Here is a 23041-nt window from a genome sequence, read left to right on the forward strand (position 1 = left end):
TTTTGTCCGGTTACGGACAGCCCGGCTTTTGATTTTCTTGATTGTTTGCGTGTAGAGGCCGTTTCTGACGGCCTCTTTTAATTGGCAGGCTATTTTTGAAATGATCTGAGTTTGTTATCTCAAATGTAACCTGCCTGGGAATTATGATCGGGAACTACTTCAAAACTGCCTATCGGAGCCTGCAAAAGAACAGGCTGTACACTTTCATTAATCTGACGGGCCTGACGCTAGGCCTCGGCGTGGCTATTACGCTATTCTGGATCGTCCGGTTCGAATTCAGCTTCGATCGTTTTCATGCCAAAGCCGACCGCATTTACAGGGTCAAGTCAGCCGACAAGTTCGGGGAGCAGCAGTCGCATGTGCACCAGACGGTCATTAAAATATTGAAAACCCAGTTCACGGGTGTAGAAACGGCCGCCAATTTCTACGGAATGAACCCGGCAGCCGTGCAGATAGGAACAGAGCTGTTCAATCAGAACAATATCTTCTTTACTGAACCCGCCATGCTCGACATGCTGGATATCCGCTGGATCGCCGGCAATCCGAAGCAATCGCTCAGCGCGCCGGGGCAGGTGGTACTCGACGAAAAGACGGCCAGGAAGCTTTTCAAAGGCAATGCAATCGGCAAGCGCCTCCGCTACGATAACAGCATCGACTTGACCGTTACCGGCGTGATTAGTAACCTTCCTCTCAACACCGAATTTCCCATGGAAATGATCATTTCATGGGAAACGATGAAAAAAATGCAACCGGACCTAGCCCAGGAAGATAAGCTCGGCGGCGGCGATTCGATGCATCAAGGCTATGTATTGCTGAAACCGGGCGCTTCAACAGCACCAATCAATACCGAACTTACCCGTATTGCCAAAAGCCAGCCGGATGAAACATCGGTTACGTCGTTTGAGTTGCAGCCCCTGCCGCAAATGCATTTTGATACCAGCAAAGATCCGTTCAACTATTCGATGCCGAAATGGATGCTCTACATGCTTACGAGCATCGGCATATTCCTCATATTTATCGCTTGCATCAATTTTGTGAACCTGGCTACCGTGCAGGCTATTCAACGTGGACGCGAGGTGGCGGTGCGCAAGGTGCTCGGCAGCGGAAGGAAGCAACTCGTGTTCCAGTTTTTCGGGGAAACCGGGCTGCTGGTTGTGCTGGCAACTTTATTCGGCGCATTGCTGGCCGGAAGGCTGGTTTCTTACTCTTCGGAGCTTTTGAATACGCACATCGACGGCTCGGCAGTCTGGAATATCGACACCTACCTTTTCCTTGGTGCGCTCGCGATTGTGGTCACGCTGTTTGCGGGGTTCTATCCTGCCCTCGTTCTCTCGGGTTTTCAGCCGGTGAGGGCATTGCAAAACCGTGTCGTACTGCCTGGCAGCAGTATTTCGTTACGGTCGTCGCTGGTCGTAATGCAATTTGTGATCGCGCAGGTGCTGGTGATCTGTACTTTGCTCGCGATGAAGCAGATGCGGTATATTTATGAAAAAGACCTCGGTTTTGAGAAAAGCGGCATTGTGACCGTCAATATGCCCGACCGGCGTGCCGTGCTGCGCGAACGCTTCCGTCAGCAGCTGAAACAGCATCCCGAGATCCGTGAGGTCGCATTCGGTCTTACTACCCCTGCAAGCAAGCGGAATCACTGGTGGGGGATGATGAAGTATCCGGGCCTTCCGAATGGGGAGGAGACATTCCGTCTCCAGCACATCGACACCAATTACTTCCACTTTTTCCGCATTCCACTGCTTGCGGGCCGGATGTTGTCCGCAAACGACACGATCCGCGAAAGCAAGGGCACCAGGTATACCGATGTAGTGGTCAATGAAAAGGCCGCGCGTGACCTGGGTTTCAGGAATATGGAAAAGTTGCTAGGGGAGCAGCTCGAATTCTGGGGTATGAAACTGAACGTCGTAGGCGTGGTAAAGGACTACCATTCCGAGGACCTTAAAACCAAACTGATGCCGCATGTCTATGTATACGCGGGCTGGAACTTTCAGCTGGCCAGCATCCGGATCGATAATTCCAAAAAAGCGGAAGCGATCAAGCATATCGGGGAGCACTGGAAAGCGATGTTTCCCAACAATTATTACGAGCCTAAATTTCTGGAAGATGACATTAAAAGCTTCTACGATAGCGAACGCAAGCTTTCTAATTTCCTTCAGATATTCGCCGTGCTGGGCGTGCTGATCGGCTCGTTGGGATTGTTCGGGCTCGTTTCTTTCGTTGTAACGCAGCGTACCAAGGAGATAGGGATCAGGAAGGTGCTGGGTGCTACCGTTTACGGCATTGTGGAATTGATTTCGCGCGACTTTTTGAAACTGATGCTGATTGCATTTGTCATCGCCGCGCCGATTGCCTGGTATGCGATGCAATCGTTTTTGAAAGAATATACCTATAAAATAGACATTGAGGCCTGGGTTTTCGTACTGGCTGCCGGGCTTTCGGTAGGCGTTGGTTTGCTCACGATCAGTTTCCAGAGCATTAAGGCGGCTTTGACCAACCCCGTGAAGAGCTTGCGGTCGGAATGAGTCTCGTTTGCCTCAATACAAACATTCCGGAAGCAATGCCTCCGGAATGTGATCATTATACAACCCTAAAACCCAATTTATGTATAGCAAGATTGGATGATCAAAATTAATGGATTTAATCCATATTAATGGAGTAAATCCAAATTGTTTTAATGGAAACATTGTAGAAATTCCTTGACAGAAGCAAGGAAAACCAGCGGATGTGAGTGGAACGATTATTGCAAACATGCTATGCACATGTATTGCATGTGTCCAAAAGCACCTTTACTACAACGTTCCATCATCAAAATGAAATCATTCCAACACACTGACCCCGGTCGCACTATCCGCGGCCGAATGAGCCGCAGACGCTTTTTTCGTCAATCTGGGGTGGCTGCATTATCCACAATGCTCCTCGCTTCCTGCGATAACATTCTTGACAAAATCATTCCTTCCAAAAAGGACAAACGCGACAAAACACTCGCATTCTTTGGTGACAGTCTCACCATTGGCACCGGTGGAACCAGGCCGTTTGGCGACTGGGTGGGAGATACTTTCCCCGAGCGGCCGGTGTTTAATGACGGGATCAACGGGCAAATCGCATTATCGATCGCGATACGGCAGGGAGGTGTTCCCTTAACACTGTCGGTAGCGGGTGGCAAATTCGACGGTGGAAAGCCGGTGACCGTCACGAAACTTAACAATGAGTTTCTGTCGACGCCCTTGAATGCCAACGTTTATAGCCGTACCGGTATGCTTGCGGGTGTGCAATGCACCATCACGCGCAAATTTTTGCCGGAAGTGGGCGAACGCTACACGGTGGAGCCGCTGGCGAAAAGCGATCCCGAAGCCGTCGCTGAAACGCCCGTTGTAGTCGAAATTCCCGATGGTTCCATTTTTGAGCTCGACGACGCAGTGCGCCTGAGGACGGCCACGCAAATCCTGTGGTACGGGCGGAACGACATCGCTGAGGGAAGACCGGAAGCGGATATTCTCTCGGCGATCAAAGGTTCCGTGGATTACATCGCCGAACCCCGGAGATACCTGGTGTTGGGTATATTGCCGGGCGCCACCGAAAACAAAGGGACGGACCGCTATGCCAAGCTTACCGCCTTTAACGACCAATTGGCCACGCTGTACGGAAGGTCGTATGTTGCAATGACGCCCCCCACTGAGTCGGAGATGAATGACATCGGATTTACGCCGACTGCCAGTGATTTGGAGGACATTGAAAAAGGGAACTTCCCCCGTCGTATGCGTGCTGCAAACAACACGGATCAAATTCACCTCAACAACTTTGGTTATCAGATTGTAGCCAATAGGGTTATTGAAAAAATCAGGGATTTAGACTATTGATGCAATGGATGCCAGCCTCTGGGCGCTGTCGTACAAACGGGTGTGCAAAGTATTTTTCCCGGAAGGCGTCTTTTGAAACTAATCACTACTAAACTAACCCTTATGCCCAAATACGCGTTGCTGATACTTCTTCTTCTAACCGGTCCATTTGTGGCACATGGACAGAATGTAAATCTGACAGATAGTGTGGTCGTCACTTCGGAGGACACGAAAACCGGAGTGTATACCAATGAAAAAGGCGTACTGCAAGTGAATGTATCGCCCAAAAACGTCAGGAAGTATAAGGCTGCCGGCGTGGTTCGTTATGGGGACTTCGGTGCGCAGGGCGACGGCAAGGTGGATGACCTGGACGCGATCGCTGCGACCCATGCATTTGCCAACATGCACGGATTGCAGGTGAGGGCCGACGATGGAGCGACCTATTACATTGGAGGAAAAGAGCGAACGGTTATGATCCGGACGGATACCGACTTCGGAAAGGCGGCTTTCATTATTGACGATACCGAAGTACAAAATCGCGACGCTTCCGTTTTTACGGTCGGTTCGAGCCTTAAACCATTTAAACTGGAAGGGATATTTTCATTAAAAAGGAACCAGGAAAAAATCGATGCATCGCTGCCGGGCTCCTGCCTGATCACCGTCACCAATTCGAATGTGAAGCAATATATCCGGTTTGGTCTCAACCAAAATAACGGGTCTTCTCAGACGGATATTTTTGTAGTCGATAAAAGCGGCAAAGTGGATATGAATGCTCCGATCATCTGGAATTTCGACCAGATCACGGATATCTCTGCCCGTCCGATCGACGAGAAACTATTGAAAATTACCGGGGGGCGTTTCACCACCATTGCCAATAAGGCAGAGTCAAAGTATACTTATTACAGCCGGAACATCGCGATCAGGCGGTCGAATGTGCTTGTGGAAGGGCTCGAACACCGCATCACGGGCGAGGGAGACCACGGTGCGCCTTATGGAGGCTTCATTAATGTTGGCGAATGTGCCTATGTGACGGTGAAAAACTGTGTCCTAACCGGGCACAAGACCTATAACACCATTGGCGCGGCCGGTAAGCCGGTTTCGATGGGTACTTACGACCTTTTGGCCAACCGCGCGCTTAACATATCTTTTGTGAATTGCAGCCAGACGAACGATATCGACGACAATACTTACTGGGGTATTCTGGGCTCCAATTTTTGCAAGAATCTTCTTTATGACCATTGTACCCTCTCCCGGTTTGATGCCCATCAGGGTGTAGCGAACGCGACTATCCGCAACTCGACCCTCGGGCATATGGGTATCAATGCAATCGGCAGCGGGCTTTTGTTAGTGGAAAATTCCACCATTCGCGGCAGGAGCATTGTGAACCTCCGTCCCGACTACGGTAGTACCTGGCAAGGAGAACTGGTGATCCGTAATTGTGTTTTTGTGCCAGTGGGCGGCAAGCCGGTTAGCGCCTCATTGATAAGCGGGTCTTATTCAGGGCAGCATGATTTCGGCTACACCTGCTATATGCCTGAACGCATCACCATTGAAAATCTTCGAATCGACGACTCGCAGCATCCGGAAAACTACCAGGGCCCGGCGCTTTTCGCCAATTTCAATACGGAGATGAAAGACAGCTCTTACCAGGAGAAATATCCTTACGTTAAAACAAAAGAGGTTATTTTGAGGGAAATAAAGGTTGCAAGTGGGAAATCGGTGCGGGTGAGTGATAATCCGTTTATGTTCAAGGATGTGAAGTTGGATGCCAAACGCTAGTAGCCTCGCGATCTGTTCTATTGCTCGATTACGCTCTCAAACTCCCATTTGATTAGATCCATCCAAAATCCTCTGTCGTCCATCTCTGCATATTCTTCTTGTTTAAAGGTGACTATCCAAGATGATGGGTCCGAAGAAGCTTTGTCGGCCACGCGGATACTTATATTGGGATTGTCTTTCGTTGGAGGGATAGAAGCCGCTATTTTCCAAGCGTCCTCAATGGCTTGATCTCGTGTCATGCTGCTATTAGTTTGTAACTAGTCAAACGAATTGGTTCTGTATGTCAAATGTAGATATTCCCGCTTATGTTTTTTCCCATCGTGGCTTTCTGGTCAAATCCGGAGGCTGTTGTCGGTTTTTGACGTAAATCCGTCGAGCGACGACGGACAGCGAAAGTGGCAGGTTGTATATTGCAAATATTTAGATAGTGGCTGTTTTGGGGCGATATTTGCGTGGTTTTTGTCTGAAATTGTTTCGACCGGCCCAAAAAGTGCAAATAATTCATCCGCGTTCCAATGAAGGGTTACTTCAATTTATTTGATTTTACACAAAAAGTAAATTACAAAACAGAAGTTCTCGCAGGCCTCACCGTCGCCATGACGATGATGCCAGAATCACTTTCATTCGCCATTCTCGCTGGTTTTCCTCCACTCACGGGACTTTATGCCGCCTTTATGATGGGCCTTGTTACTTCCGTGTTGGGCGGAAGGCCGGGCTTGATTTCCGGCGGGGCGGGCGCAACGGTAATAGTTTTGATTGCCCTGATGAAATCGCATGGTATTGAATATGTTTTCGCGGCAATCGCTTTGGCCGGTGTGGTGCAAATTCTGGTCGGCGTTTTCAAATTTGGGAAATTCATCAGGTTGGTGCCGCAGCCTGTGATGTATGGTTTTGTGAATGGTCTGGCTGTAATCATATTCATGTCCCAAGTGGAACAGTTTAAAACTGTTTCCAACGGTGAGCAGGTTTGGCTTAGCGGCACGCCGTTTATCATCATGTCGGCACTCGTGCTGCTGACTATCGCGATCATCATTTTTTTACCCAAAATAACCAAAGCGGTCCCGCCTTCGCTCGCCGCTATTGTTGTGGTTTTCGCGCTCGTGCTTGGTTTTGGCATTGATACCAAAACCGTGAAGGATATAGCCTCCGTAAGCGGAGGCTTTCCGCCATTTCACCTTCCCCGGATTCCGTTCAGTTTGGAGACTTTTCAGATCATAATCCCATACGCACTGATCATGGCAGGGGTAGGGCTTACGGAAGGATTGCTGACGCTCAATCTCGTAGACGAGCTGACTGCCACGAAAGGGAATGGCAACCGGGAATGCATTGCCCAGGGAAGTGCAAACATCCTGAACGGATTTTTCTCCGGTATGGGCGGCTGCCCTATGATTGCGCAAACGTTGGTAAACATCTCCGCCGGGGCCAGGGCAAGGCTGTCGGGAATCATCGCTTCCCTCGCGATTCTGGTGATTATATTGATTGGTGCGCCGGTAATTGAACGCGTACCCATGGCCGCTCTGACCGGCGTGATGATTATGGTTGCATTTGGTACGTTTGAATGGGCCAGTTTCAGGGTTATCAACAAAATGCCCAAGCAGGATATTTTTGTCGGCATGCTGGTGGCGATCATTACCATTTACCTGCATAACCTGGCTCTGGCGGTGCTGAGCGGCGTAATTATTTCCGCATTGGTTTTCGCCTGGGAGAGTGCCAAGCGGATCCGTGCTCATAAGTCTGTGGACGAGCATGGAATTAAACATTACCGGATTTACGGTCCGCTTTTCTTTGGGTCTATAACCGCATTCAATGAAAAATTTGACGTTCACTCCGACCCGCAGGAGATTATTATCGATTTTTCAGAAAGCCGCGTCGCCGATATGTCGGGCATCGAGGCGCTCAACAAGATTACCGCCAGATATCAAAAAGAGGGCAAAAAGGTGCATTTGAAACACCTGAGTGCAGATTGCCGGCAGTTGCTTAGGAATGCCGATGATGTGATCGAAGTGAATATCATCGAGGATCCGGTTTATCGGGTCGTGGATTGAGGCCCCTTAGCCCCAAGGCTGTTCCAAAGCAAATCGTAACAAACTGTTCTTTCCGGTCAGGTTTAGCTTTTTGGCAATGTTCATACGGTGGTTGGAAACTGTTTTTTCGCTGATAAAAAGCGCATCGGCGATTTCCTTGCTGGACTTGTATTCGGAGATCATCTTCATGATCTGCGTTTCCGATGGGGTGAGCGACGCTTTCAGGTCATTTTTTGGTTGTCGTTGCAGCGCTGACGTCTTTTTGAGGAGGTAGGCCGATATCTCCGGGCTTAGGTAAAGGTCGCCGTCTTTGGCCTTGTAAATGGCATGCACAATGTCTGAAACGGCATTTTCTTTGAGAACATAGCCCAATACGCCTATTTCCAGCGCTTTCAGGAATGGGGCTTTTTCCTTGTGCATTGTGAGGATAATGATCGGAAGGTCGGGCTGGATGTGAAGCATTTTCTCGGCAGCCTCCAGTCCGGTCAAACGCGGCATGTCGATGTCCAGAATGACGACGTCTACATTGTGCGACTGAAAAGAAAGCAGCGCTTCCTGGCCATTTTTCGCACTGACGATCACTTTCAGATCAGGATCTATTTCGATCACTTCTTGGAGCCCTTTCAGAAATATAGGGTGGTCGTCGGCAATTAGGAGCCTGATTTCCATGGTTAGAAAGGAATTTGAATATGAATAATAGTACCTGACGGCTTGTTTTCCAGGATCTCGATCTGGCCATTGACGATGTTGAGCCGCTCCCGGATTCCGATCATCCCGAAGCCTCCCTTTTCCATTGCGGCAGGTCCGATACCTACACCGTTGTCTTCTATTCTTATTGCGATCATTGCATCGTCTTTATTTATCTGAATTCGTGCGGTGGTGGCCTGTGCGTGTTTGAGAATGTTGTTGAAACACTCCTGGACGATCCTGAAAACATTCATCTCATTGGCTTTGGTAAGCAGGTTATCGAAGGTTTGGATATCCGTTTCCAGCTCAATCAGGCCTGTTTCTATGACGTCTTCCAGTAAGCTATGCAGCGATTGCGTGATGCCCAGGAGTTCCAGATGCAGCGGACGCAGGTTATAGGAAATATTGCGCACCTCCTGAATCGCTTCCGTGACCATCTCTTCCAGGTCTCTGACCTGTTTTTCGCGCAGATCCGGTTTTTCAGCATCCCTTTTGATCATCAGAACCTTGTTTTTGACCATTCCCAGGCTTTGCCCGAGGCTGTCGTGCAGCTCCGCAGCTACCCGCTTGCGCTCACTTTCCTGTGAACCGATAAGCTGCTGCGAAAAAAGCGTCGCCTGCGCCAGCGCTTCGGCCTGGGTTACTTCCTTCTCTCGTTTATAGGTATTGAGCTTGTTAGCCAGGGCAAAGGACAGGATGATAGCTTCCAGGCCGGACCCGATCTGATAAGCGCCCTCAGTAAACCAGTTCTCCGGAAGAATAGCCATGTCTTTCATCATAAAAATAAAAATGCCAGCCAGCAGGGCGGTGAAGCCCATCAAATAATATCTGGCTGGCTTGAATCCCTGTTTTAGCACTACAAAACCGATCACATTGGAGTAGATAAGGAAGAGGCCCACCGTGATCCAGTTGAGCTTAAAGCCCAGTAATAAATGACCGGAAAGTGAAAGCGCAATGATTGAGACGCAAGACACGATGATCAGCCAGCCGAATTTTCTCAATCCCGGGCAATAGTAGCTGGTATTCAGGAACGAATTGGTGAAAAGCAATGCGAATATGAAAGCGAGGCTGCCGGTATAATTGGAATGATTGGCCTGAGGGAAATGAGGGACGATGAATTGCAGAAAATGGCCTTTGATATAGCTGATATTTAGTGCTACGCAGAAAATATAAAACACGTAGTACAGGTAAGTACGCTCCCGTATTGAGATAAACACAAACAGATTGTAAATGATCAATGCGGCAATCAACCCGAAGTAAAATCCATGTGCAATATCATTTTCCTGGCTGTTTTCATAGATGTATTGCATCGTCGAGATTTCAAGCGGTACGCGTATGATGGAGTTGCTGCGTACACGCAGATAAATCGTTGCGGTATCTTTCACGACCAGCGGGAGGGGCAGGATTGTCTGATTGGTGCGGACCGGCCGGTCATGATAAGGCAATGCGGAACCAACGTTGGTGATGTACTCATTTATTTGGTCATAACTGGGCCAGGTCCTGGTAAAGAGGTCGACCTGTTTCAGAAATGGTGCTTTCACGTGCAGAAACCACTCCGTCGGCGTGTTGCTGACCACGCGCAATTTCAGCCAGAAAGTGGAAGCGCTGGGCCCTACGTTCAGCGTTTGCTGGGTCATAGGCCGAAACAACCCCGGCTTGCCTTCTACGTCGCTTAGCTGCAATGCGTTGGTAGGGTCTTCCAGCACCAGCATATTTCGTCCGACAATGTAATTGGACTGCCTGTAACCTAGCTCGATTACAGGCGGTTCCATTGTCTGACCCAACGTGGTCATGGCAGATAGCAAACATAAAATGAATACGAATCGACCGGAAAGTAGCATTATATCAGCTCAGGTGTTTTGATATCGAGAAGGTCATCAATGTATTGTGTACAAAGCAAATGAGGGTTGTAATCTTTGAACTCCCGGCTGAGTTTTTTTACATTGCTTTTATACGTGCCGTCGCTCAACACTTTTTCCACCCCGGCTCTGATTTGTTCCGGCGTCGGAAATTCAGTTTTGAGGTCGATCCCGAGTTTGAAATAGCCGATCCTGGCATTGATTTCGTTTTTACCTTCGTGAATCCCCGCCGCGACGAGCGGTAATTGATTTTGTATGCCCAGCATCACACCTCCGTATCCCCCATTGGTGACGTACGCATCACAATGCGGCATGATCTCATTAAACGGTATAAAGTCGCGGATGACGATGTTCTCCTGCGGATAGCGCGCCTGTAACTCTGACGTGCCCATTCCGCCCGTCGTGGCGATTACCAGTACGGGGGTGTTTTTGAATGCATCCAGCGTGGGAACGAGAATCTTCTCCGGGTCTTTTTCCATCGTACCCTGTGTGACCAGGATCACCTTTTCGTATTTCCCGAGTTGTTCGCCAAGGTCAGTGCGGCCTTTACCACCTTTTGTGAAGGGTAGCAATGGTCCTACGAACCGCACCTTTTTGCTCAGATCGGAGCGGCTGTATTCAAACCCCGGCGTGCCGCTTTGGAGGAGCAGGTCCGTTTTTTTACATAGGACATCAAAAATGTTGCCGCTCACCGGAACCATCCCGTGCTCGCGAAAGAGCCTGGCGAAAAGACCGGCCGCCTCCCGGAAGATGACCTTGTTCGCGAAAAAGCGAAGGAAGTCTTGTTTTCTTCGTCCGAAAAAGTTGTTGGAAGGCGTCATCGCCAAGCCGGTAGGAGGCAGGTCACGGGAAGTTTCAATGAGTGGGAACACACCTACCGAGATCACCTTCTTGCGCAGTTTTTCCTTCACGAACGGCATGCCCGTAAATGCGATGTCGCTGATCAGCAGGTCGAATGACCAGGACTCGTCAATCTCCCGGATATCTTCATAAAACTCCGTTGACCTGAGTATAAATGCAGTCTTCAGGTCGTATTTCAGTTTGCCAACGGCTCCCCGGATCTTGTCGCGTTCGGGGAAAAGGATGTGAACATTGTGCTGGTTGAAATCCAGCGCTTTCCGGAAAGGGTAGTAGGGAATGCCGAGGCTGTCGATCTTTTCTTTGAAGATGCTTCCCGAATACCATCGCACGTCGTGGCCGAGTGATTTCAGATGCATGGCTATACCAGTCAGAGGATTGAAGTGACCTTCATAAGGCATATTGGCAAAAAGTATTTTTTTCATGACTAACAGGGATTGGATTAATGGTTTGAATGAATATATGCTGTTGTTTACTAGTTTATTACCGGGATATTCACAGCTGGCCGACCCGTTTGACCCGGAAAACTCCTCTGATGGACGCAGTGCCTATCGAAATCGGTTGGGTAGCCGTATTGAGCCATCCGGCTGGTTGAACGACGAAGGTGCCGGTCACCCACATCGCGTCTGACTGATCGACCTGTACAGATCCACCGCTGACGTTCAGCGCTTTGCCGTAGATCTGCTGATAAATCAATTTAGGTTTGTTAAGATTGAATGCCACGTCGGTGCTTTTAGTCCAGCGAAACGTGCCGGATGATGCGCCTTTCCAGCTGACGGAAGCACTTTCGGTACCATCCTTGCCCACTACCATATACTGCCCGCCGGTACCGTTCACGCCGGCGCTGTACGTATGCCACGCACCGTTATCGATCTGTACCGAAAGGCCTTCCGGTGCCACGAAAATGTTGCTTACCAGGCGGAGGTCCCTGAATTCCTGGGAGCCGATTTTTATGGTTTTGTGGAGGGTTAAGGTGACGGCAGCGGGGTTGGTGGCCGGTATTGTCCCAGGCGCTGAATAGTCGGCGACATTGTAATTGCCTTTCAGGGTACCTTCGCCGCTCAAAGTCCATTTGTCGATCAGGTTTGAGGGAATAGCCTCCGGGAGCCCAAGAACGATCTCGCCAAATTTTTCCTGCGTCTCAGCAATATAGCTGCCGCTCAGGCGCACGTTTTCACCCGGATTCAGAAAAACGCTGGCAGGGTCAATCTGCATTGTCAGAAACATGGCCCAGTCACTGAAATGCGTCGTTTCTACCGAAAGGGTTCGGGCCGTGGTATCAAGACTTCTGGTCGCGGGAGATACCCAGACCCCCTTTTCATTCTGATAGGCAATACGCATCAATTCAGGGGCTGTTCCATCGAGGTCGCGCTGGTCGTAATGGAATGTGACGATGGCCGGTTTCGCAAAATTCACGCCATGTGGCAGCAAACGGAACCCCTGGCCCTCACCCGCCGGACAATTGTTGGTAATGCCCTGAAGTGAAAACGTCTGCGAAGCGCTCACCGCACCGGCAGGAATGACAACGCTAATGCGGTTGTCGGGGGAGGCGACAACGCCACCGGAAGGGCCGATTTGTACGGAGGTGATCGTTCCCTCGGGAACGCCTGCGGGCGTTACTGCCCCAACAGACTGTCCCGAAGGTTCCTGCCCGGGACCGACGGGTTCTTTTTCTGTTTCGCAGGACAGGATCAGAACGCCCAGCGACACACTTAGGATGGATTGGAAAAATGTTTTCATAGCTGATAGACTTTGTGATTTAAGATGAGTCTCTTTGTCTTTCGACATCACAAAATTACCAGCCCGACTACCCGCATAAAATGGAGCTTACCACCCATTTTCATGGGTAGTACTGCTCATATTTCAGGTGGTGGCCTATTCGCCAGGCCGCCGCATTCAACCCGTTCCGCTCATCAAAGCGACCAACGGCTAAGAGACGCAGCAGCCGGATTGTTTTTTTCAAGGTAATGCAGGCGCAGGAAGCCGGCCACCAGGGCGTTGGTGCCTAACTTTGCTTCATAATAGGGGTCTTTGGGCTCGCGCAGGAAAAGTTTACCACTCCACAGTGTCTGAATGCCGATTTCAGCGAGTTTCCTGGCTTTTTCATACATCCTTTTATCACCCAGTATTTCATATGCATCCAGCGAAAATTGCAGGTTACTCGCCAGGCTGTTGACGACAAATTTGTCGGGCCAGGTATGATCCACGACAATGTCCGCTACTTGTTTCACCATAGCCAGGTACGCTTTGTCACCCGTCACTTTGTAGAAGTACGCCGCGACACTGCCGAAAAGCAACATGTCGGCAACGCCATAACCGGTAGCGATTACAGGGATTACTTCCGTTCCGACCGGTTTACCATCCAAATCCACCAGGGCGTAATAGCTGTTTTGGTTCGGGTCCCACGAATATTTTTCGGCTGCTTTGAACATGAGCTCGGCCTGCTGCCTGAATCCGGCGAACTCCGGATTGATGGCGGAAGCTTTCAGTAAATAGTAACACAACAAGGCCGTGGACGTCAGCGATGAATTTTTGCCGGTAGGACGCGGGTCATCGATGCAGCTGACAATCAGATTTGTCTTTGGATTGCGGTAATTCCAGTAAAGGTTTCCCGATCCTTCCGCCCATCTTTTCCATTCCGGATTGCGGTTTTTATTATAAAGAAAGCTGAAAGAATAGCAGTAAAGACCGGAATGCTTGATCCACGCCTGCCCTCCGTCCTGGTATTGTTCCAGCCCACGGTACTCGGGTTTTTCCACTTTGTTCCAGCGTGCGTGGCGGTTGAAAAGAAAGCTCTGCGTAACGGGTGAGCGGAAATGCCCGCGTACGCCGGTAATGGCTTTTCGCACGGCTGCCGAATCAATATTCCATAGGTAGGGCCAGGGCGGTGTATTCTCGATGAATTCGTGGGTGAACATGGTTCCCGGCCGGTCGAGGTCGCCTTCCATGATCGTTTCATTGAAGAAATTGTAATAAAGATGCTCGCCCCAGCCCAGCAATCCGGTATAAGGGTTCTGGCAGATTTTGATAAAATCACGCGTATAATCCTCGCCGGCAGATTTGTACTTTGGGTCGCCGGTGAGCTTACTGAGGTCGTCAAAAATGCGGATGGTCTCCACATCGTGATAGTAATTGCTTCCGCCAACGGCACGGTCCGATTCACGGGTTCCTTCGGTTGGAGGCACTTTGGATTTGGGTACGCTCATGTCACGCGAATCGATAACAGATGCCAGCATACGCGACTTTTCTGTACCGTAAACATCCTTTCCGTACGTGATCAGGTTATCGCAATGTGTTTTTACATAAAAAAGATAATCCTTCTGCTGCGAAAAACTAAGTACCGGTACCAACACCAGGCATGTTAACAGGGCCCCGGCAAAAAATAAGGCCGGAGAAGAGGAGAATTCTGAAAGTGTTTTTTTCATGTCAGCGCGTCAGTTGGAGCGTACTTTCAGATAATCCTGGTAGGCATTTTCAATGTTGACTTTACCTGCGTCGGGTTTGCAGTAAATCAGTAAGCCGTATCCCAAATGAAATTTCTGCCCTTTTTTGATTACCTCGGCACTTTTCTCACCTTTCGTCATCGCCTCACGTCCAAACGCATTGGCTGCCATTAAACCGTAGTCGCGGGTATGGAACCAGCTGGGGCGGAAATTGTTTGGGTCGGGCATAAGGGCTACCCCGACATATTTACCGTCGACAGGCCCACTGTAATCGACCCAGTTTGAAGCTTTTCCCCAAGTGCCTGCGCCGTCCTTCAATCCTTCCGCATTGGTAATATGCCCTTTGCCATATTGTACGCTGAATTTGGTATTGACACGTACACCGAGGCCCATTTCCTCCTGGTCGCCGAAAATCATGTCACCGGAGTCGGAAGTAAACGTGCTGTTGACCAGTAGCAATGTCCCGGACGGTCGCACGAGGACCGTATATTGTGCCAGTTCAGCCAGAACCCTGTTCTTGCCGTCGCTGCTCATGTAATAGTTACGAACGACAAACGTTCCTTTTCCAGGTCCACCCATAGGCTGCTCCACGAACATCTCGTGCTCCACTTTTGCTTTCAGCCGCCAGTAATCATTGCCATTGATATCGCCAAAACTCAGCCATATGCCGGGATGGAATGTTGCATGGTCTTTGGGATCGCCCTCCTGAGGCGGGTAATTGCGGGTTACCTGAATGCCACAAGGCGACTTGACGTGCGCGAAATAGGGACGGGTAATTTTCTCATCCTCATATACATAGCTCGCAAATGGTTTGCCTCCGATAGAAATAGTCAACACGCCGGGTTTCTGCTCAAATGAAACCACAGGCGATGAGGCATTTGCTTTTTTGACCTGTTGTGAAAATCCGGGTACTGTAAGCAAAAGCGCAATGATACATCCGGTTATGAGGCTATGGAAGTAATGTAAAGCAGCTGGCTTTTTTGTCATGATCAGGGTTACAGGATTTTGATAAACAATGCAGTTTAACCTTTGTAAGGAAGTTCGTATCCTTTCCGATAGGTCCGGCCAAGCAATGTGTTGGCCTGCCTATCCAGACCAGGGCATTTGATTTCTTCTTTCAAAGGATCGTATTGAAGCGAGGATGCCCCCACCCGGGTTGCGATATTCGCCAGCAATGCCATATTGGTAGCGACGGCACCCTTCTCGATCGGAGCGTTTAATTTTGCAGGATTGTTTTCACGAACGGCTGTCATAAAATTAGGCATGATCGTCTCGACCGTTTCCGGGGATTCTATTTTGATCTGCTCTTTTCCTTTTGTGACTATAACGCCCGCACGGCCGAATTCCATTTTACCTTCTGTGCCGTATGCTACATTGCCATTGTCGTGCCCTTCCAGGGTATAAGGCGTCCACAACCGCATTTCCCAGATGATCTGCGTGTCGTCGTATTCAAAAATGGTTGTCTGGGTATCCGGTGTCTGGTGGTCATCATCGTAAAAATACTGACCTCCGGACGCCACCACGCGCTTTGGGTACCTGTCGCCCAGGGCCCATACGGCCACGTCGATCTGGTGTACGCCGTCATTGGCGGCATCGCCATTGCCATAATCCCAAAACCACCGCCAGTTGTAATGCCAGCGGTTTTTGGTGAAAGGGACTTTCGGGGCGGCACCAAGCCACATATCGTAATTCACTCCCGGCGGCGGATCCTGCGCTGGCGCCTTGCCTATGGCCTCGCGATACTGGTGGTCAATGGCTTTAATGGTATGTACTTTTCCGATGATACCGTTGCGAAGCTGCTTTATGCCTTCGATATGTGCCCCGTTGCTCCGCCGCTGGGTTCCGTGCTGCACACATTTGTTGAATGCTTTTGATGCCTTTACAAGCAGGTTTACTTCTTTAATATTATGGCTGCACGGCTTCTCCACATACACATGCTTGCCCGCCATCATCGCCCACAAGGCAATGGGCGTGTGCCAGTGGTCGGGTGTGGCGACAGACACGGAGTCTATGGACTTATCCTGCAACAAATCTCTGAAATCGGCATATTTTTTGATCTTTTCCCCGTTCGGTAAATCCTTGACTGCTTTACCAAGCTGTTCCGGATCGACGTCGCAGACCGCCACCAGGCTACATCCTTTCATGTTACCGAACGCTTTGGTATGGTTCCGGCCCATGCCCCCCGTGCCGATCACCGCATGGCGGACCATGTCGCTGGGAGGTGTTTTGGCCCAGCCCGAAGTGATGTAAGGGGCGGTTATGATGCTCACGCCGGCAGTTTTGATGAAATCGCGCCGGGTTACTTCCGACGCGATTGTTTTTGATTCATTGTTCTTCATCCTTTTGACTACTATTGTTTATCCCACCAAACCCTTGTTTTGAAATTGTCCGTGCCCTGACGCGCCACAGTGGCATTGTAATTGTCGGCATTCAACACCGGTTCGTCCTCGGGGTAGCGCAGTCTGCGGGGATAAGTTCCGTCGGTTTCGTTGCTCGGATAATTGATGGGCGTTAGCTTGGGGTAGCCGGAACGACGAACGTTGGCGTAGGCTTCCAGGCCGTTCATGAAACAGGCGGCCCAATACTGGGTGTTGATCTGTTCGTAGGCCTTTTCCTTGTCGGCAATGCCTACGAAAGGATTGGCCGTCAGATAGGCATTGATTTCGGCATCGGTGATCACCGCCGACGCGTCATATTTGGCCACATTCTTCATTGCCCCGGCAACGCCCTCTTTATAAAGCGCCGCGGCATCCCCGCTTATCCAGCCTCTGACCGCCGCTTCCGCCAACATCAATTGGACTTCGCCATAGGTTAGGCACATTCTCGGCCCATCGAGTTTGGCATAAACATCGCGGTTGATACCCGAATACTGGTGTTGGTCCTTCGTATTATCCCAACTTGGATCGGCTTTGATGGTCACCAGGTTGAACCCGTTGGGCATTCCCTTCTGAACAGCGGGGTCCGTGTTTTTGGTCGATGCTTTGGAGGGATCGGAATATACGGCCACCATGTATTTGAGACGCGGATCGTTGCGGCTTTTCATGTAGTTGAAAATGGTCGCGCTGATCTTGCCCGGCGATACGCCCGACACGGACAATGTCCAGCTTTCACCGTTCACCAGCGATTGATTAGCGCCCGTTTTGTCCGGAAACCTGACGTACATGTTGTCGTCGACAGAAGTGAATACCCCGCCGGCGAATGCCTTCTTTACCCAGCTTTCCGCGGTTGCCGGTTCTATTTTTTGCAACCGCATCCCCAGACGCAGCATCATGGAATAGCCGAATTTCTTCCATTTCACAACATCCCCTCCATAAACGATGTCGGCTGTTACAGGTCCTTTGGATGCGTCGAGCTTAGCCGTTGCGTCTTCCAGTTCGCTCAGCATGCCGTAATAGATATCCTTTTGCGTATCGTATTTGGGCTTGTAGTTCTGGGTTGAATAGCCCTGATTTGCTTCGGAATAGGGTACATCCCCATATAAATCCGTCAGACGGTGGTATATGACCGTTTTCCAGATCCGTGCCATGTTGTGCAGATTGCTCAGTTCCGGTTTATCCTTCGATAATTGAATGGCATCTTCCAGCAGCTTACTTCCGCCGTTCACCGCATTGAATGTATTCTTCCACAAACTCTCGCTTCCCCCTTTGTTATATACGTACTTGTCGCCGAAGAAGTCAAACGTCCCTGCGTCGCTCAGCGTCGAAAAATGCTGGACGAAAGTCTCTGTATAATGCAGGGATGCCCCATCGTCGCCTCTGGACGAAAAAAGTTGCGCGGAGGTAAACAGGTAGGCCGGACTGAACAGCTCGGCGGTTGCTGCATTAGGGTCTTTGTTCAGTTTTTCAAAATCGCCGTCGCAGCCAGCCAGGAACACCATGCAGCTTGCGAGCATCAGACTTGATATATTTCTCATCTTAAACAGATTTAACACGTTGCTGATTTAGAATTTCAAATTCACATTAAAGCCGTAGCTTCTGGTGGGAGGGAGAGCCGACGATTCGATCCCCTGATCGTTACCCGCCGACAAATTCGTTTCCGGATCGATGCCAGGCGTGTGTTTCATGAGGATCGCGAGGTTTCTTCCTACCAATGAAACACTGGCGCCTTTGATAAAGCCGATCTTCTCATACACAACGCGCGGCAGATTGTAGGTCAGGGAAACATAGCGAAGTTTGATAAAACTCGCATTGTACAGGTAATCGTCCAGCGCGTCCCGGCGTCTTACGATAATGTCGCGATTATTGACCTGGGCGGCGGTTACCAGTACTTTATTCTCCTCGCCGGTCTCGGTGACGCCCGGCAGTACCACGCCGTTCGCTCTTCCAAGCAACGATCGCGGCGACATTCCGCGGTGTTCGAGGTTGTAGTTGGTGTTGGAGTAAATCAGGCCCCCGAATTTGCCATCGACCTGGGCCGAAAGGGTCAATGACTTATAACTGAAAGTATTGGTGATGCCCGATGTGTATCTTTGAATACCCGAGCCGAACGCCTTCACAGTGGTAGGCACGATAGGCAGACCTTTGGCATCCATTACGTCGCGACCATTGGCATCCCGCTTAATGGTGCGTCCGACGATCTGCGAGTATTCTTCACCTACGACCTGTTTGAGGAAAACCTTCGTTGCGGTTCCCAGCAGGAATTCATTTGTCGAATTGGAGATTTTCAGAATCTTGCTTTTGTTGTAGGCCACATTGAGCGAAACATCCCAGCTGAAATTTTTCGCAGTGACTGGCCTTACGGTAAACAGCATTTCAACACCCCGGTTGCGTAGTTCGCCTACCGTAACAACGGCCCCGTTATAGCCGGTAACCGATGAAAGGGTTTCAGTGGTGATATCGTTTTTCGTTGATCTGTTGTACGCAGCGACGTCGAGGGCCAATTTTCCGCTGAAGAGGCGCAGATCCAGACCGGCCTCGAACTCATTCACGCTTAATGGGCGAAGATTTTTGTTCGGGACAATAGCCTGGTTGATGGTGCCCAGCGGTTTCCCGTCGTAGCTGTATGGCAGCACGCCATAGGTCAGGTTAAGCTGGTAGGGATCTGTTGCACCGCCGACGGATGCGTACGACACCCTGAATTTTCCAAAACTAATAGCCTTTGGCAGATCAAGTGCGTCTGAGAACACGTAGCTGACACTCGCGGACGGATAAAAATAGTTGTTTGATTCAGGACTGAGGGTTGAAAACCAGTCGTTTCGGCCGGTTACGTTCAGGAACAGGTAATTTTTATATGCCAGCTCCGCGGTTCCAAACAACGAATTGATCTTGTTGTCCGTAATAGTAGTGGTCGTGTTCCGGACGGATGTATTGTTAATGACCTCCAAGCGGGGGGTGATAATGCCGGAGCCGCTGATGTTGGTGCCATTGCTGTGTTGCGACATGAGGTTCCCACCCGCATTGACCACCAGATTGAAATTCTTGTTAAGCGCTTTATTGAGCCCGATCATCCCTTCGAAATTTCTTTCGTAAAAGTTGGTCTGGATCTGATCAATCTGCCCGTTGGGACGGTAACCGGTGCCTTCGGGGACGATTTTGTTGATCTGATAGGAAAACATATCCTGTCCCGCTTTTCCCTGCACGAATAGCCAGTCGGTAATGTTCCACCGCGCATTCACTGCCGCAATGAATCGGTCCTTCTGGGTGTTGTTCCTGATCTGATTGAGCGAATAATAGGGGTTGGTAGCACCGAGGTCGGTACCCAGTACTTTCTCTTTGAATGTAATGGGGTCGTAGCCGGGAGACAGCGCGCTGGTAGGCATGTTGCTGTTGACAAACAAGATGGTCCCCGCACTATTAGCGTTGTTCGTTTCGAGCACGTAGCGGTTATCGACTTTTTCGTTGATATAATCCACGTTGGCGCTGATGGCGATGTTTTTGGTCGCGTTCTGGTTGATGCTCAGGCTGATATTATCCCTCCGCATGGTTGCATTTGGAATAATGCCTTTGTTGCGCATATCCGTTACGGCAACCCTGAAATTTCCCTTGTCACCGCCACCTGTAAAAGCTACGTTGTTGGAAGACGTATGGCCATTGCCGTAGAAATCCTTCAAAACCTGATCTTTCACATACGAATAGGGCCTCTCCACCCCATCCAGCTGCACCACCATCGATCCGTCGTAGGGCGCGCCCCAGTGATTTTGCCCGTGTGCCGCCGCGACCCCGACGCCCGAAGGCTTTACGCCATTGTAACCCTGGCCATATTCCTTTTGCAGGTCCCATATAAAATAGGGCACTTCGAGGGTATTGTTGGAGTTAAATTCGATGCCGATGCCTTTATTGCCTTTGCCCGATTTGGTAGTGATAATGATGGCCCCGTTTTTGGCACGTGATCCGTACAAGGCGGCGGCGGCGGCCCCTTTGAGGACGGTCATTTCTTCCACATCGTCCGGGTTGATACTGGATATGTTGTCACCCCAGTCCGGGTTATCGCCCTGGGTCTTCCCGAACTTGGTATTATTCATAGGCAACCCATTGATAATGAAAAGCGGAGCGTTGTCCCCGGAAAGCGAAGTATTACCCCGGATTGTGATCCGGCTTGACCCCGCCGGACCTGTTGCTGCCGCGGACACATTCACACCGGCCACTTTTCCCGCCAGCGAGTTGCCGATGTTCGTTTCCCTGGTCTTTGTGAATGCACTTCCCTCTACCTTGGTTACGGAATAGCCGACGGATTTAACCTCTTTCTTGATACCTAAGGCGGTTACTACGACTTCATCAAGCGATTTTGTATCGGTTAGAAGCTTTACTTCCAGCATGGAATTGCTGCCGACCGTCACTTCCTGGGGTTGGTATCCCACAAAGGAAAACACAAGAACAGCGTTGGCTTGCGGTACCTCGATCGTGAAATTTCCATTCGAATCACTGCTCGTACCCTGCTGGCTGCCCTTCACCAAAATGTTCACACCCGGAAGCGCATCCCCTTTTTCGTCGGTTACCCTTCCTTTCACATTTTGAAGTAACACCGGGTCTCCATTATTCCTGTTCATAGCGATTTTGCCCTTTGCGAATTCGAATGGCCCGGCCGCTCGAACAGGGATCGTAAGGCCTGCCAGGGCGGCCAGCAGGCAGCATCTCTTGCAGTAATTTTTTAAGCGTGTACCATGTTGAGGTAAAGTTTTCTGTTCCATGCAATTAACCGGGTTTAAGTTTTCCAAGAGATCCGCAGGCTGCTCGTGGTGAGCGCATATTGAGTATAATTACATGTACGCTTCGAGTTACTAATCGGGCCTCCGATTAGTACTATTTTTTTATAAAAAATTACTAGAAATGAAGTATTTGTATTTGTTCACTTCAATTGTTTATTCGAATGAGAATATTTCTGCTATCGAATAGCCTTTGCAGCGCAAACGGCGTACAAACAATGGCAGGGTCAAGTACTTCGCATCACGACCCATCTATTTTGATCCGGACATTAATATGAAAACACCGAACAAAGTGACGAGAAGGGACTTTCTGGGTAAGATAACACCTGCGACAGTTGGAATTATGGCTGGAAGCCGGGTGCTGCAATCTGCTTTTGCAGGTAGCGACACTTGGCATTCGAAGTTTTCCGATGCTCATGCGATAGATGAGAAAAAATTCGTCCCGGTAATGATCACCCCGTTCGGTACCGACCTCAAAATCGACTACGACAACGTTTCCAGGGTCATCGACTTTTATCTGGCAGCAGGTGCAAAAGGCTTCTTTGCCAATTGTTTGAGCAGCGAGATGTATTTTCTGAGCGATCAGGAACGTCTCGACCTCACCAGCCATGTGGTGAAATACGTGAACGGGAAAGTGCCGGTGGTGTCGACCGGATCTTTTGGCGATACGCTTGCAAGCAAGGCGCTGTTTGCAAAGAAAGTACGTGACACCGGAGTGGATGGAGTTATTCTGATATCCAGTCATTTCGCCGGGAAAGACGAAAGCGATGCCGTGCTCATGGAGCATTTCGAGCAATTTTTCGCTCTTGCAGGAGATATGAAATTAGGTACATACGAATGCCCGTCGCCCTACAAGCGGATCATTTCCCCGGAGGTATTCAAGTTCCTTGTTTCCAATAAGAACATGGTTTACCACAAGGATACGACCGAAGATATTGTCAAGATTGAGGAGAAACTGGCGGTGGCAAAGGGCACTCAGATGGAGTTGTACAATGCCCATACGGCAACGGCCCTCCAATCGCTGCAAAAAGGAGGGAAAGGAATGTCGCCTATTTCCGGAAATTTTTACCCTGAAATACATACCTGGCTCTGTAACAATGCCAGTAACCCAGCCAAAGCAGAAGACGCGAGCTGGATCCAGGCTGAAATTTCCCAAATGGAGCCACTTATTTCCGTTCCTTATCCTTTGAGCTCAAAATATTTTTTGAAAAAACGGGGGTTGCCGATTGAACTGGTTTGCAGGGCCAAAAGCAAAATTGTTACCCCTGAGCAGCAACGGGTCCTGGACGCCGCCCACCAGACATTCCTCGGATGGTGCGACCGCTTGGCCATCACGCCTGTCGCTATATTGCAAAAATCAGGGCGTTAAGATTAGGTAAACCAGTGCTCGTTTGTCACATTCTTA

Annotated in this window: 15 protein-coding genes; 5 read left to right on the forward strand and 10 right to left on the reverse strand. The window is 49.9% G+C overall.

Annotated features, from left to right (window positions below):
* Positions 1-143 precede the first annotated feature (143 nt).
* The 3 genes from ACTJJJ_RS10900 (at position 144) to ACTJJJ_RS10910 (ending at position 5624) form a co-directional block, all read left to right on the forward strand.
* Positions 144-2531: an ABC transporter permease gene (locus ACTJJJ_RS10900; protein WP_440701790.1), complete on the forward strand. Its 2388-nt coding sequence runs from the start codon at positions 144-146 to the stop codon at positions 2529-2531.
* A gap of 336 nt (positions 2532-2867) precedes the next feature.
* On the forward strand, positions 2868-3866 hold the full coding sequence (locus ACTJJJ_RS10905; RefSeq protein WP_440701791.1) for an SGNH/GDSL hydrolase family protein: 999 nt from the start codon (positions 2868-2870) through the stop codon (positions 3864-3866).
* A gap of 102 nt (positions 3867-3968) precedes the next feature.
* On the forward strand, positions 3969-5624 hold the full coding sequence (locus ACTJJJ_RS10910) for a hypothetical protein (protein ID WP_440701792.1): 1656 nt from the start codon (positions 3969-3971) through the stop codon (positions 5622-5624).
* A 17-nt stretch (positions 5625-5641) separates the two neighbouring features.
* Here ACTJJJ_RS10910 and ACTJJJ_RS10915 read toward each other — a convergent pair whose 3' ends face one another.
* Positions 5642-5863, reverse strand: coding sequence for a hypothetical protein (locus ACTJJJ_RS10915; RefSeq protein ID WP_188938881.1), 222 nt, complete (start codon positions 5861-5863; stop codon positions 5642-5644).
* A gap of 276 nt (positions 5864-6139) precedes the next feature.
* Between ACTJJJ_RS10915 and ACTJJJ_RS10920 the strand changes: the two genes are divergently transcribed.
* On the forward strand, positions 6140-7669 hold the full coding sequence (locus ACTJJJ_RS10920; protein WP_440701793.1) for a SulP family inorganic anion transporter: 1530 nt from the start codon (positions 6140-6142) through the stop codon (positions 7667-7669).
* Positions 7670-7675: 6 nt separating this feature from the next.
* On the opposite strand, the gene ACTJJJ_RS10925 is transcribed toward ACTJJJ_RS10920, so the two are convergent.
* The 9 genes from ACTJJJ_RS10925 to ACTJJJ_RS10965 form a co-directional block, all read right to left on the reverse strand.
* On the reverse strand, positions 7676-8317 hold the full coding sequence (locus tag ACTJJJ_RS10925; protein WP_188938879.1) for a response regulator: 642 nt from the start codon (positions 8315-8317) through the stop codon (positions 7676-7678).
* Positions 8318-8319: 2 nt separating this feature from the next.
* Positions 8320-10107: a sensor histidine kinase gene (locus tag ACTJJJ_RS10930; protein WP_440701794.1), complete on the reverse strand. Its 1788-nt coding sequence runs from the start codon at positions 10105-10107 to the stop codon at positions 8320-8322.
* A gap of 68 nt (positions 10108-10175) precedes the next feature.
* A complete protein-coding gene (locus tag ACTJJJ_RS10935) occupies positions 10176-11477 on the reverse strand; it encodes a glycosyltransferase (protein ID WP_440701795.1) in 1302 nt (433 codons plus the stop codon).
* Positions 11478-11547: 70 nt separating this feature from the next.
* Complete coding sequence (locus ACTJJJ_RS10940; protein ID WP_440701796.1) at positions 11548-12792, reverse strand: hypothetical protein; 1245 nt, start codon at positions 12790-12792, stop codon at positions 11548-11550.
* Between the two features lie 173 nt (positions 12793-12965).
* On the reverse strand, positions 12966-14477 hold the full coding sequence (locus ACTJJJ_RS10945; RefSeq protein WP_440701797.1) for a hypothetical protein: 1512 nt from the start codon (positions 14475-14477) through the stop codon (positions 12966-12968).
* A gap of 9 nt (positions 14478-14486) precedes the next feature.
* Entirely contained in the window at positions 14487-15482 is a 996-nt protein-coding gene (locus tag ACTJJJ_RS10950) for a DUF6807 family protein (RefSeq protein ID WP_440701798.1), read from the reverse strand.
* A 35-nt stretch (positions 15483-15517) separates the two neighbouring features.
* The gene (locus ACTJJJ_RS10955) at positions 15518-16834 is read right to left on the reverse strand and encodes a Gfo/Idh/MocA family protein (protein ID WP_440701799.1); all 1317 of its coding nucleotides are present in this window, start codon (positions 16832-16834) and stop codon (positions 15518-15520) included.
* A gap of 11 nt (positions 16835-16845) precedes the next feature.
* Positions 16846-18408 (reverse strand): SusD/RagB family nutrient-binding outer membrane lipoprotein, encoded by a 1563-nt coding sequence (locus ACTJJJ_RS10960; RefSeq protein WP_440701800.1) that lies wholly within the window; start codon positions 18406-18408, stop codon positions 16846-16848.
* Between the two features lie 27 nt (positions 18409-18435).
* Positions 18436-21621: a SusC/RagA family TonB-linked outer membrane protein gene (locus tag ACTJJJ_RS10965; protein WP_440701801.1), complete on the reverse strand. Its 3186-nt coding sequence runs from the start codon at positions 21619-21621 to the stop codon at positions 18436-18438.
* A gap of 289 nt (positions 21622-21910) precedes the next feature.
* Between ACTJJJ_RS10965 and ACTJJJ_RS10970 the strand changes: the two genes are divergently transcribed.
* Positions 21911-23005: a dihydrodipicolinate synthase family protein gene (locus ACTJJJ_RS10970; protein ID WP_440701802.1), complete on the forward strand. Its 1095-nt coding sequence runs from the start codon at positions 21911-21913 to the stop codon at positions 23003-23005.
* Positions 23006-23041: the final 36 nt, after the last annotated feature.

This window comes from Dyadobacter sp. 22481, from assembly GCF_052044875.1.
Lineage (GTDB): Bacteria > Bacteroidota > Bacteroidia > Cytophagales > Spirosomataceae > Dyadobacter > Dyadobacter endophyticus.

Coding starts and splice junctions, on each gene's coding strand:
- ACTJJJ_RS10920 (WP_440701793.1), top strand. CDS start 6,140: ATGAAGGGTTACTTCAATTTATTTGATTTTACACAAAAAGTAAATTAC.
- ACTJJJ_RS10925 (WP_188938879.1), bottom strand. CDS start 8,317: ATGGAAATCAGGCTCCTAATTGCCGACGACCACCCTATATTTCTGAAA.
- ACTJJJ_RS10955 (WP_440701799.1), bottom strand. CDS start 16,834: ATGAAGAACAATGAATCAAAAACAATCGCGTCGGAAGTAACCCGGCGC.
- ACTJJJ_RS10900 (WP_440701790.1), top strand. CDS start 144: ATGATCGGGAACTACTTCAAAACTGCCTATCGGAGCCTGCAAAAGAAC.
- ACTJJJ_RS10935 (WP_440701795.1), bottom strand. CDS start 11,477: ATGAAAAAAATACTTTTTGCCAATATGCCTTATGAAGGTCACTTCAAT.
- ACTJJJ_RS10960 (WP_440701800.1), bottom strand. CDS start 18,408: ATGAGAAATATATCAAGTCTGATGCTCGCAAGCTGCATGGTGTTCCTG.
- ACTJJJ_RS10905 (WP_440701791.1), top strand. CDS start 2,868: ATGAGCCGCAGACGCTTTTTTCGTCAATCTGGGGTGGCTGCATTATCC.
- ACTJJJ_RS10950 (WP_440701798.1), bottom strand. CDS start 15,482: ATGACAAAAAAGCCAGCTGCTTTACATTACTTCCATAGCCTCATAACC.
- ACTJJJ_RS10940 (WP_440701796.1), bottom strand. CDS start 12,792: ATGAAAACATTTTTCCAATCCATCCTAAGTGTGTCGCTGGGCGTTCTG.
- ACTJJJ_RS10970 (WP_440701802.1), top strand. CDS start 21,911: ATGAAAACACCGAACAAAGTGACGAGAAGGGACTTTCTGGGTAAGATA.
- ACTJJJ_RS10930 (WP_440701794.1), bottom strand. CDS start 10,107: ATGGAACCGCCTGTAATCGAGCTAGGTTACAGGCAGTCCAATTACATT.
- ACTJJJ_RS10910 (WP_440701792.1), top strand. CDS start 3,969: ATGCCCAAATACGCGTTGCTGATACTTCTTCTTCTAACCGGTCCATTT.
- ACTJJJ_RS10965 (WP_440701801.1), bottom strand. CDS start 21,621: ATGGAACAGAAAACTTTACCTCAACATGGTACACGCTTAAAAAATTAC.
- ACTJJJ_RS10945 (WP_440701797.1), bottom strand. CDS start 14,477: ATGAAAAAAACACTTTCAGAATTCTCCTCTTCTCCGGCCTTATTTTTT.
- ACTJJJ_RS10915 (WP_188938881.1), bottom strand. CDS start 5,863: ATGACACGAGATCAAGCCATTGAGGACGCTTGGAAAATAGCGGCTTCT.